Genomic DNA, 9,761 nt, shown 5'->3' on the forward strand with positions numbered 1-9,761 from the left:
CGCGCAGTACACCGATTAAATTCCGTGGCGAACGGCCTCCGCAATCGCCGGCATCACGTCGATTTTATTCGAGGTATGTGCAACAGCGTTCGTGCTGACGATCCTCTCGACAAGCTCACCCAGAACGTGCGCCGCATCGCCGGCAAAAAGCGGATGCACGACCACGCAATGCGGTCGCGCGAACCCCATGCCGACCAGCTGGCGCGCCGCCTCGGCGAGGGTCCGGCCGGACGAGGCGATATCGTCGACCAGCACTGGCTGGCGATCGAGAAAAGCTGGGGCATTCGGAATCGAGATGGTGACGTCACGGTCGCCAGACCGGATTTTCTCGCACACGAGAAACGGAGCATCCGCATCGGCCGCCACCTGCGAGACCCACTGTTCGCTTTCCAGGTCCGGACCGATGATCAGCGGACGAGCGACATTGCGCTTGATCCACGAGGCCAGAAGCGGCGCGGCATGAACAATCTGGGTCGGGATGCGGTAGATTTCCGACAGCGCATGATAGCGATGGAGATGCGGATCGACCGTCACCAGCCAGTCGAGATGGCGGGACAGGATCGCGGCAAAGGTTCGCGACGTCACCGCCTCGCCGGGATGGAAGCGTATGTCCTGACGCATGTAAGCGAGATAGGGGGCGACGAGCCCGATCCGGCGTGCGCCCAGCTCGCGCGCCGTGTCGGCTGCGAACAGCAGCGGCAACAGCTTGGCGTCCGGATGATCGAGACTGGACAGCAGGATGACCTCGCGGTCGCTGACGTCGTTTACGACCCTGAGATAGGTTTCCCCGTCAGGAAACTGACGATGCTCGATCGTGCCGACTTCTGCATCGAGCGCGGCGAATAGCGGCTGTGCCAAGGCCTCGCTGCCTGGCAGCGCGAACAGCACGGGCCGGTTCATAGCGCTTCAATCCCGAAGATCGGCCCGTCGCTCACCGCATAGGCCGCCGCATAGTCGAGCTCGCCCGGACTCTCGGCATGGATGGTGCACAAGGGAGCCCCGGCATCCACCATCTGGTTCAGCCGACACTGCAGCGCGACGCCGGCGGCCTTGGCCATCGGCGCGCCGGCGAGCTTCGCGACCGTCGCAAGCTTGCGGTTGTCGATACTCACCAGGCGGCCGCGATGGGGAGCGATCATGTCCTGCTGAAACCGAGCGACCGGAGGAGCTCGCATGCCGCCCTGCGCTTCGCAGATACGTTGGAACTTGGCCCAGGCCCGGCCGCTTTCGAGGCACTCGAGCGCCCGCGCATAGCCTTTGCCGGCGGATGCCGCCTCGGTGAGCTCGAGGAGTCCTCCCGCCAGCTCGCAGGCCCGGTGTGCGAGATCTTCGACGCCCACCTGACCCTGGAGCACGCCAAGGATGTCCTGCGCCTCGAGCGCCGGGCCGATGCCCCGTCCGATCGGCTCCGCGCCGGGGCCGCGCATCACGCGCGTGCGAAGCCCGAAGGCTTGGGCGACCGAGCTCAGCGCGCGCTCGAGCGTGTCGGCGGCATCGGCGCCGCGTACCTTCGCCGTCGGCCCAACCGGGATGTCGATGACCAGATGGGTCGCACCGGCCGCGATTTTCTTGGACAGCACCGAGGCGACCATCTGCCCGACGGCATCGATATCGAGCACCCGTTCCACGCCGATGATCACATCGTCGGCCGGACTGAGATTAACGGCGCCGCCCCAGGCGATGCAGCCGCCTTCGCGCTCGACCACTTTGCGGATTGCGGAAACGTCGAGGTCGACAGGGGCCAGCACCTCCATCGTGTCCGCCGTGCCGGCCGGCGAGGTGATCGCCCGCGACGATGTCTTCGGCATGATGAGGCCCTCGGCGGCCATGATCGAGACGATGATCGGCGTGGTGCGATTGCCCGGCAATCCACCGACGCTATGCTTGTCGACGATGACCTCTCCGGGCCACTGCAATCGCTCGCCGACATCGACCATCGCCCTGGTCAGGCTGATCGTTTCGTCCGTATCGAGCGGGACCGCTGAGCAGGCCGTGACGAACGCCGAGAGATGGACATCGCTATAGCGTCGCTCGGCGATGTCGGTGATGATCGCTGAAAAAGCCCCATCGGAAAGCCGATTGCCATAGACGCGCCGACGCACGTCGCTGAGCGAGGCGAGAGGCTGGGCGTGCGCGATCTCGACCGGATCGCCGTCACTGACGCCGAGCCGCTGCCAAGCGGATTCGGACAGGCCGATCTCGCCTGGCGCTGGAGCCTCCGCGGAACTATGCAGCAGCGAGACGACGATTTCCCGCCCGCCGGCGCGCAGCGCAACTTGCGCGCGCGACGCGAGACCTTCCGAGCGGCAGACCGGACAGTCGTGGCGCATGACCGCGATCTGATCGCTTCCGGCAGCCGACAGGCCGATGCGGTGTGCCCGCAGCGTCGTCGCGACAGGCTCTGCTTCGGCGTCCTCGATAATCCCGGGCTTCATGCGAGCATGCCCCAGCTACCCAGCGCCGGTACGCTGCATGCCCAGCCCAGCTCCTCCGAGACGCGCTTTGCCAGAACCTGGGCGCCGGTCGGCTCGCCATGGGTGACATAGACATGGCGTGGGGCCTCGTGCAGAGACCCGAGCCAGCGCATCAGCTCGTCACTGTCGGCATGGGCCGAGAGCATCGTCAGGTTGGCGACCTCGGCTTCGACCGGGATATACTCACCGTGGATCTTGATCGTCCGGGCGCCTCCGATCATGGCGGCGCCGCGGGTGCCCGCCGCCTGGAAGCCCGAGAAGAGGATGAGGTTCTTCCCATCCGGCGCGAAGCGCTTGAGATGGTGGAGCACGCGGCCGCCCGTCGCCATTCCACTGGCCGAGATGATGACCTTAGGGGCGGGGTTGGCGGTGAGTTCTTTGGATTCTTCCACTTCGCGCACATAGTGCGCGACCCCGCACGCCGCTTCACACTCGGCGCGTGTCAGGCGATGCTCGTCCATGAAATCGCACATCAGCCCGCTCGCGTTGATCGCCAGCGGGCTGTCGAGGAAGATCGGGATGTCGCGCAGACGGCCTTCGGCGCGCAGCCGGGAAAAATGGTAGAGCAGGGACTGGACGCGGCCCACGGCGAAGGCGGGGATCACCACGGTCCCGCCACGCTTGACGCACCGTTCGACATGGTCCCCCAGGGTCTTGGTCGGATCGACCTGTTCGTGGCGGCGATCGCCATAGGTGGATTCCACGAGGACATAATCGGCACGGGCAGGTGGCTCGGGATCCTTCATGACTGCGTCGCCATAGCGCCCGACATCACCTGAGAAGAGGATCGTGCGGCCCTTCCAATCGATCTCGATCGAGGCGGCGCCGAGGATGTGGCCGGCGCGATGATAGCGCGCCCTGATGCCGTCCGCGATCGGGTGCCACGCCCCGAACTCGACCGTGCGGAACAGCTGCAGCGCAAGGCGGGCGTCAGCCTGCGTGTAGAGCGGCAGCGCGGGCTGGTGCCTGGAAAAGCCGTGGCGATTGGCGAACTCCGCATCCTTTTCCTGGAGGTGCCCGCTGTCGGGGAGCAGAAGCTCGCACAAAGCTTCGGTCGCCCGGGTGCTGAGGACGGTCCCGTCCCAGTCAAGGCGCGCCATGCGTGGCAGCGCGCCGGAATGATCAAGATGCGCGTGCGTCAGCAGCAACAGGCCGACATCGGCAACCTCGGGCGCGATCGGCGCCCAATTGAGGCGGCGCAAATCCCTCGGACCCTGGAACAGGCCGGAATCGACCACGACCTGCGTATCGCCGTCGTCCACCAGATAGCGCGACCCTGTCACCGTTTCCGATGCGCCGAGGAACGCGACGCCAAGGCCGTCGGCAGGTCGCGTGGCGAGGTCGATCCTTGCTTCCCGTTCGAGCAGGTTCACCCCGACATGGCCGCGGGAATGATGCTTTTTCCTTTTCTTGTGCATGAACTCTGGCCTGCCTCTCACGCTTATTGTCCTTAGCGCAGCATTGGTGGACGACCAGCGCACGCCTATACGCAAAAGCCGCAGAATGACGGCCGCGTCATGACCACTGCGTAACGCCGATAGGGATGGTGAGGTTTGTGAACCAGCCGGCATCGCCTTCTTGGGCGAATGACGGACTTCGGTCTCTACTTATACCTTGCTCCCGGGACTCGGATCTATGCTCGCAAGACATTGGCGAGAGAAGAGCGGCATATGGACGGGCATGACCATCGCATGCGCAAGCGTGGAAAGATCGTTTTGATCGGCTTCCTGCTAGTCGCGGGCTTTTTCCTCATCACCGAGCACACCGCACATTTCCTGGGTGTGTTGCCCTATCTGATCCTGCTCGCCTGTCCGCTCATGCACCTGTTCATGCATCACGGTCATGGCGGCCATCAGCATGGCCATGACCAGATGCCGGGTGCTGTCCCGACCGGACTGCCTGCGAATTCGAACGAGCGCGTGGAAGGGGGGCCGCGATGACGCATACCGATTATGGCTATGGTCTTTGGGGGCTGGCGCTGGTCAACGCCTCCGTGTTCATCCTATTCGCGTACAGCTTCTTCAAACCCGCCACCGGGCGCGACTGGCGCAGCTTCGGCGCATTCAGCGCATTCATCGTTGCACTCTTCGCCGAAATGTATGGCTTCCCGCTCACCATCTTCTTGCTCTCGGGTTGGCTCCAGTCGCATTTCCCCGGCCTCGACTGGTGGAGCCACGATGCCGGCCATCTGCTCGAGATGATGTTCGGCTGGAGGGTCAACCCACATTTTGGCCCGTTCCATCTTGCCAGCTTCGTGCTGATCGGCGCGGGCTTCTGGCTGATCTCGGCCGGATGGGCGCCGCTTCACGCAGCCCAGCGCGTTCACAAGCCCGCAACGACGGGAATCTATGCCAAGGTTCGCCATCCGCAATATATCGGGTTCATCCTCGTGATGCTCGGATTTCTGCTGCAATGGCCGACGTTACTGACGCTCGCCATGTTTCCGGTGTTGGTGGTGATGTATATTCGCCTTGCCCGGCATGAGGAGAAGGCGGCGCTCGCGGAATTTGGCCAGGCATATCGTGCGTATATGGACCGCGTACCCGCCTTTGTTCCGCGGCTACGTGGTCGGTCGGCTCGTTTCTCCGACTCCAACCCCGCTCGGGGGGAGGCGGCAGGTAAGGCGATGAGGCCCGAAGAGCAAGCTCCGCCGCGCCGAGGCTGAGGGGTTGGACGCTTCGCCGCGTATTATATTCGAACGGTGACGCACGCATCAGGCGCGTTGCACTGCGGTACTTTGATTTGTCGGGAGTAGCTTCACTTGATTTGGCGGATCGCGTGACATGAAATCCGTCGTGGTGCCCCAGAGTCGTCCCTCATCGGACCTTCGCGCATCGGCAAATCGTGATGTCAAAAAGCGCCTTCCCTCATCTGCTCTTCACTGGGACGAAGACGTACCAAGGCAGTGGTGGTCACAAGTTCGGCCGCTCGCCGCCGCCGTTCGCGCACGCCCTCCGCAATTGTCCATGAGCGGGTCGGCGACCCTCCAAGCACCGCCAAGCCGGGCCCGACGGAACCGCGAACGGCGTAGCTGACTCAGTCCGGCCGTGCGCCTTTTAGGGTGAGAAAGTAACTGGATGTGCATCGAGTCAGAAAGACAGCTTTTTCAAGCGATAGACCCTGCGGCGGCCGACGCGATATTCCATACATTGAGTGCCCGATGGGTGTTGCACATCCTGGTAGCCCTGAGCAAAGACGAGCTGCGATTTACATCCATTCGTCGAGCCATACCGAAAATCAGCGCTAATGTGCTCACGGTCCGCCTACGGGAATTGGAAGGCGTATCTCTGGTCTCGCGAATGATGTCGCCACCGCCTGAATCCTATCAACTCTATGGCTTGGGGCCATTGGCGCATGGTTTGAGACCTGCGCTCCAACATCTGGAGCAATGGAGGACTAAGCTCAGCTTACTCGAATGAAATGCAGCGTTTTAGGTCGATGTTTTATCGTCGACTGCGTTGAGACCACTCAACAGTGGATTTCCTGCTCCCCCGTGGTTGGCCCCTCGGCAGGAGAACAGCCGCGATCTCATCGTAGCTGATCGGGTGGACACGGTCGCTCGTGCGGAAACGCGCGATGTCCAACGTGTCGTCGCCGAACGTCACAGCAATCGAGTTTATGAGATAGGCTCGCTCCCGGGAGTAGGGCAGCATCCAGATCACTCGTTTTGTCGCGATATTTTGGCGTAGTCTGGTCAGTTTGAGCGTTAGCTGTCGGCTCGGCTGATCGTTGGATCCGACGGCGAGGACGGTGGTGCCATATAGCCTGGCGGGTTTACGCCACGCCAGTATCTGGTCGATGGTAGCGCCTGCCTCGACCACCGAATCGCACCCACTGGCGTATCGGTTATTGATCGCTCCCGACAGTCCGACGCCAATGCTGTCACCGATAACAAGGCACGCGAACATGCACATCCTCGTGTAGAGAGGCGACTGAGATTGCCGGACGGTACAGAACTTGGAACCAACTCGGCCTTGCTTAGTCTTCCATTGCCATAACGTGTGCAGCAAGCGCCGACACGTCGGCATGGCCTAGGATATAGGATGCACCCGTCTCGGAAAAGAATAGTTTGACGCGCTGCTCTTCTGAGGCGGGGGTAGAGGTCAGCACCGCCACGTCAGAATTCTTCCAGAAGGCGTCGACAAAATTTACAAGTTCAGACCAGGCCTTATCACTGTCGTCGTGAACCGTGATGCGCTCTCGCCCACGATAGAGTATCACAAGAACCGATACCTGCATGACACCTTGAAGCTCGCCCTGTGTACCTACCAATTTATGAACTGTCTCCAGGCTGCTGACCATGCTAAGCCCGACGCCGTTCGAGATCGCTGAAAATCGTCTCCAAATTGGAGCAACTTTGCGTGTGTAGTCGATTGATTGCGACTGGTGTAAGTCTCATGGAAACGACGGCCGTGGTCGACTGATACGACCAGAGCGGATGGAAGGGTTGTGAACCGTGGAACATCTTTCGGCCGCGGAGCTTCAGAATTGGATCGCGCTCTATGCCGCTGCGGGGCTTTGCTGCGCCCTTGCTCTTATCATGTCCTTGGGTTTCATCACCGTCGAGCTGTGCCGCGAACGGACATGGGAAACGGTCACCACGCCGAGGAACCTGCTCCGGCTCATCCCTAAAACCTGGTGGAGATGGCAGAAGCTGTACCTGCTTTCGACCCCTGTTACGCTTGCCATCGTGAGTGCATTCGCCATGACATTGTCTTGGCCTTAGGGCTACGCCCTTCCATCAGGATCGGTAGAACGCTTCGACGATCAGGCGCCAGATTTGTTCATCCTCAACGTCCTTCGGCGTGATTGAAAGAACGGGAGCGATCTGTTCAAGGCTCCGGCGAGCAGCCAGCTTCGGGATACGTAGCTCGACGCTCGTCTCCTCTAGAGCTTGCACTATGAATCGTCGAATCTCACCAGTAAGACGCGAGCGCGCTTCGAGGAGGAATTCCGGTCGACAGCTTCCAAGCGGGGTCAGCCGGTCAAAAACTGGCTTCTCAATTGCTAGTTCGATGCCATCTTGCATGAGGCGGTGCCTCGATCGGAGGAGGGCTCTCAACAAGGTCCTATGGAAATTGCTATCGACCGGTATGAACCTCAGACCCGAATAAATCGGTTGGGCGTAGGCTCGCAGTGGCGCATAGCCTTGCGCTTCGGGATATTGGCCGATAACGACAATCACCAGATACGGCCCTGTGATCGAGTTATCCCGCACCGATGGCGACTGGACGCGATTGGCGACTGCGATCGGCTCGGATCCTGCCGGAAAGATCGTCGAGCCTTTGAACGACTTGGCAAAGATCGTGAGAAAGCCTTGGGGTGCATGGCCGCGCGGCCATCGGCGAGATAGCGCTCGGATGCCTGCGAAGGCCCGCCTGCTGTGAAGCGCGTCGCCGTGAGTCCAGAGAACACGATCGAGTTCGATTCCAGGGGCAACTTCGATCCTCGCGGCGGCCGCTGCGAGCAGCTTGAACTCCGCGCCGATGGCACGCTCTGACGGCTCCTGATCGCTGGGGACGGCAATGTTGAGACCGGCATTGGCGATCAGCCTCCAGAGCAGGCGGGCGAGGCGCGGAACGGAAGCACTTCGCGTGCGGTCGTCGCTGGCGTCGTCATCTGGTCGTTGAGCGAGCTTTTCCGGCGCCGGGCGCAGAACCTCGAAATAGCCGACGGGGGGGTCTGCCGGCGTCTGGGCTCTCCGCGTTTCCGTGATGCGGTTCGTGGCTTGGTCCCGAAAGAAGGGACAGGACGAAACGTGTTCGGGCCGGTTTGTGCTTGTGAGCCGCCGCAGGTAATAGGTCTCCGCTTCCGACAGGAACGCGGGTGTCAAAATGGGTGGTGCCTGTTTGGTGCCACGGCAGTTGCAGGCAATCCACTTCGAGCCGATACGCGCCTGCTGCACCAACGTGATGCCGGCCTCTTCGTCATGTCGGGATCCTTCACCGATGTACCAGCGCACGAGAGCCGCCCGAAGGGGGAGCGGAAGGGGGATGCGAGCGGCGTCAAGTCCGTCGCTATGGCGATCAATCAACCACATGGACTAACCTGTCGAAGCGGGTTTCGATCCGATCGTCCCTGAAGCGTTCAGGATTGACAACAATATTCGCCCTGACCTCCACTCCCCATGAGCACGGCTAGGAGGTGCGAAATGAGATCAATCTTGCTCGTGGCGGTCGCCCTATCCGTTGCCTTTCATGGCTCGGAAGCCGGTGCCAGCCAAAAAGGCAGGGAGCGCAGGTCGGTGGAGGTGATCGTGATGGGGACGGAGCCAGCGCCGAGGGGATCTGCTGTCGATGCCACAGCTCCGCGCGCAGAGGATAACGGAGGCAATCGTCAAGTGACGGCTTCCAATTCGCTTCCTACGGCATTTCGGACCCATGACCTGAGCAGGCGTTGGGTCGCCTTTGAGATGGCGAACAGCTTCGCTGCGGCGACAGCGCAAACCGATCCCAATGACCAGGATCCCTTTGCGCATGTAGGAGTCGCGTCAACTGCGCCTCTTCAGTCGCAGGACGCCGTGTCATTCACTTCCCCAATAGCAATCCCAGGTTGGATGCGCGAGGGTGTGGTCTTCTCGAGTGTTCCAACGAGTAGTGCGCCGGGCTGCGCCCCAAGCGGCTATCGACCGGCGAGTTTCCTTGATTCCCGCACCGAATATAGACGATCCGGATACTATGAGATGATGAGCAGCATCGCTTGTGAGTACGGCATTCCGGTCGGCCTCTTCGATGCGATGATCATCCGGGAGAGCGGTTACAAGGCAGGGATCTATTCGCCAAAGAACGCTTTCGGATTGACGCAGCTCATGCCCGGCACGGCCGCCGACCTTGGAGTCAATCGCTACGACGTCGAGCAGAATCTGCGAGGCGGGGCGCGATACCTCCGGCAGCAGCTCGATCGCTTCGGACAGGTCCACCTGGCTCTTGCAGCCTATAATGCCGGACCGAGCCGCGTGAGGGACGGGATGCTGCCGCGGATCGCCGAGACCCAGGCCTATGTCGATAACGTGCTTCTAAATTGGCGACGTTTGGCGGCGCTGCCGCCGCGGGCGACGGTCCAGGTCATGTCGGAGCTCGCTGCCGTGCGGCAGCAGCACAGAGCCCGAAGGGTAACAGTTTTTNCGTACTAGGCGAGAAGCGGATCGAGCAAGTCCGTGGCCATCGTCGACATCCACAAGAGCAGGCTGAGGGTAAGCGTGGTCAGGAAACCGCCATCGCTTAGCTGTCGCGGGATTTAGCGTCGGTGTAGGCGGCTCTTCCCTGTGCCCGTCGCTTGGCGAGCTTC

Annotated in this window: 10 protein-coding genes; 5 read left to right on the top strand and 5 right to left on the bottom strand. The window is 61.8% G+C overall.

What is annotated here, in order from left to right; genetic code table 11:
- Window positions 1-15 precede the first annotated feature (15 nt).
- The 3 genes from BHE75_RS21535 to BHE75_RS21545 are packed head-to-tail and all read right to left on the bottom strand — an operon-like array spanning window position 16 to window position 3,892.
- Entirely contained in the window at window positions 16-900 is an 885-nt protein-coding gene (locus BHE75_RS21535) for a ribose-phosphate pyrophosphokinase (RefSeq protein WP_037474028.1), read from the bottom strand.
- Window positions 897-2,435 carry a thymidine phosphorylase family protein gene (locus tag BHE75_RS21540; protein ID WP_070936269.1) on the bottom strand — a complete coding sequence of 513 codons (1,539 nt, stop codon included), beginning with the start codon at window positions 2,433-2,435 and terminating at the stop codon, window positions 897-899. Before BHE75_RS21540 ends, BHE75_RS21535 begins: the two co-directional genes overlap by 4 nt.
- Window positions 2,432-3,892 (bottom strand): MBL fold metallo-hydrolase RNA specificity domain-containing protein, encoded by a 1,461-nt coding sequence (locus BHE75_RS21545; protein WP_171012665.1) that lies wholly within the window; start codon window positions 3,890-3,892, stop codon window positions 2,432-2,434. Before BHE75_RS21545 ends, BHE75_RS21540 begins: the two co-directional genes overlap by 4 nt.
- Window positions 3,893-4,144: 252 nt before the next feature.
- Between BHE75_RS21545 and BHE75_RS21550 the strand changes: the two genes are divergently transcribed.
- From BHE75_RS21550 to BHE75_RS25330, 3 genes are all read left to right on the top strand, one after another.
- Window positions 4,145-4,414, top strand: coding sequence for a DUF2933 domain-containing protein (locus BHE75_RS21550; RefSeq protein ID WP_066701148.1), 270 nt, complete (start codon window positions 4,145-4,147; stop codon window positions 4,412-4,414).
- Window positions 4,411-5,139 carry a methyltransferase family protein gene (locus tag BHE75_RS21555; protein ID WP_083216029.1) on the top strand — a complete coding sequence of 243 codons (729 nt, stop codon included), beginning with the start codon at window positions 4,411-4,413 and terminating at the stop codon, window positions 5,137-5,139. Before BHE75_RS21550 ends, BHE75_RS21555 begins: the two co-directional genes overlap by 4 nt.
- A gap of 412 nt (window positions 5,140-5,551) precedes the next feature.
- A complete protein-coding gene (locus tag BHE75_RS25330; RefSeq protein ID WP_076605463.1) occupies window positions 5,552-5,893 on the top strand; it encodes a winged helix-turn-helix transcriptional regulator in 342 nt (113 codons plus the stop codon).
- A gap of 559 nt (window positions 5,894-6,452) precedes the next feature.
- Here BHE75_RS25330 and BHE75_RS21565 read toward each other — a convergent pair.
- Window positions 6,453-6,776, bottom strand: coding sequence for a hypothetical protein (locus BHE75_RS21565; RefSeq protein WP_070936271.1), 324 nt, complete (start codon window positions 6,774-6,776; stop codon window positions 6,453-6,455).
- A 154-nt stretch (window positions 6,777-6,930) separates the two neighbouring features.
- On the opposite strand from BHE75_RS21565, the gene BHE75_RS21570 reads away from it, so the two are divergent.
- Window positions 6,931-7,200 (top strand): hypothetical protein, encoded by a 270-nt coding sequence (locus tag BHE75_RS21570; RefSeq protein ID WP_066701146.1) that lies wholly within the window; start codon window positions 6,931-6,933, stop codon window positions 7,198-7,200.
- Between the two features lie 15 nt (window positions 7,201-7,215).
- On the opposite strand, the gene BHE75_RS21575 is transcribed toward BHE75_RS21570, so the two are convergent.
- Complete coding sequence (locus BHE75_RS21575) at window positions 7,216-8,514, bottom strand: hypothetical protein (protein WP_066701145.1); 1,299 nt, start codon at window positions 8,512-8,514, stop codon at window positions 7,216-7,218.
- A 645-nt stretch (window positions 8,515-9,159) separates the two neighbouring features.
- Between BHE75_RS21575 and BHE75_RS25125 the strand changes: the two genes are divergently transcribed.
- Window positions 9,160-9,606, top strand: coding sequence for a lytic transglycosylase domain-containing protein (locus tag BHE75_RS25125; protein ID WP_438830637.1), 447 nt, complete (start codon window positions 9,160-9,162; stop codon window positions 9,604-9,606).
- Window positions 9,607-9,761 lie beyond the last annotated feature (155 nt).

Origin of the sequence: Edaphosphingomonas haloaromaticamans, from assembly GCF_001853345.1 — a bacterium.
Taxonomy (GTDB): domain Bacteria; phylum Pseudomonadota; class Alphaproteobacteria; order Sphingomonadales; family Sphingomonadaceae; genus Sphingomonas_E; species Sphingomonas_E fennica.

Coding starts and splice junctions, on each gene's coding strand:
- BHE75_RS21545 (WP_171012665.1), bottom strand. CDS start 3,892: ATGCACAAGAAAAGGAAAAAGCATCATTCCCGCGGCCATGTCGGGGTG.
- BHE75_RS21575 (WP_066701145.1), bottom strand. CDS start 8,514: ATGTGGTTGATTGATCGCCATAGCGACGGACTTGACGCCGCTCGCATC.
- BHE75_RS21565 (WP_070936271.1), bottom strand. CDS start 6,776: ATGGTCAGCAGCCTGGAGACAGTTCATAAATTGGTAGGTACACAGGGC.
- BHE75_RS21555 (WP_083216029.1), top strand. CDS start 4,411: ATGACGCATACCGATTATGGCTATGGTCTTTGGGGGCTGGCGCTGGTC.
- BHE75_RS21535 (WP_037474028.1), bottom strand. CDS start 900: ATGAACCGGCCCGTGCTGTTCGCGCTGCCAGGCAGCGAGGCCTTGGCA.
- BHE75_RS21540 (WP_070936269.1), bottom strand. CDS start 2,435: ATGAAGCCCGGGATTATCGAGGACGCCGAAGCAGAGCCTGTCGCGACG.
- BHE75_RS25330 (WP_076605463.1), top strand. CDS start 5,552: ATGTGCATCGAGTCAGAAAGACAGCTTTTTCAAGCGATAGACCCTGCG.
- BHE75_RS21550 (WP_066701148.1), top strand. CDS start 4,145: ATGGACGGGCATGACCATCGCATGCGCAAGCGTGGAAAGATCGTTTTG.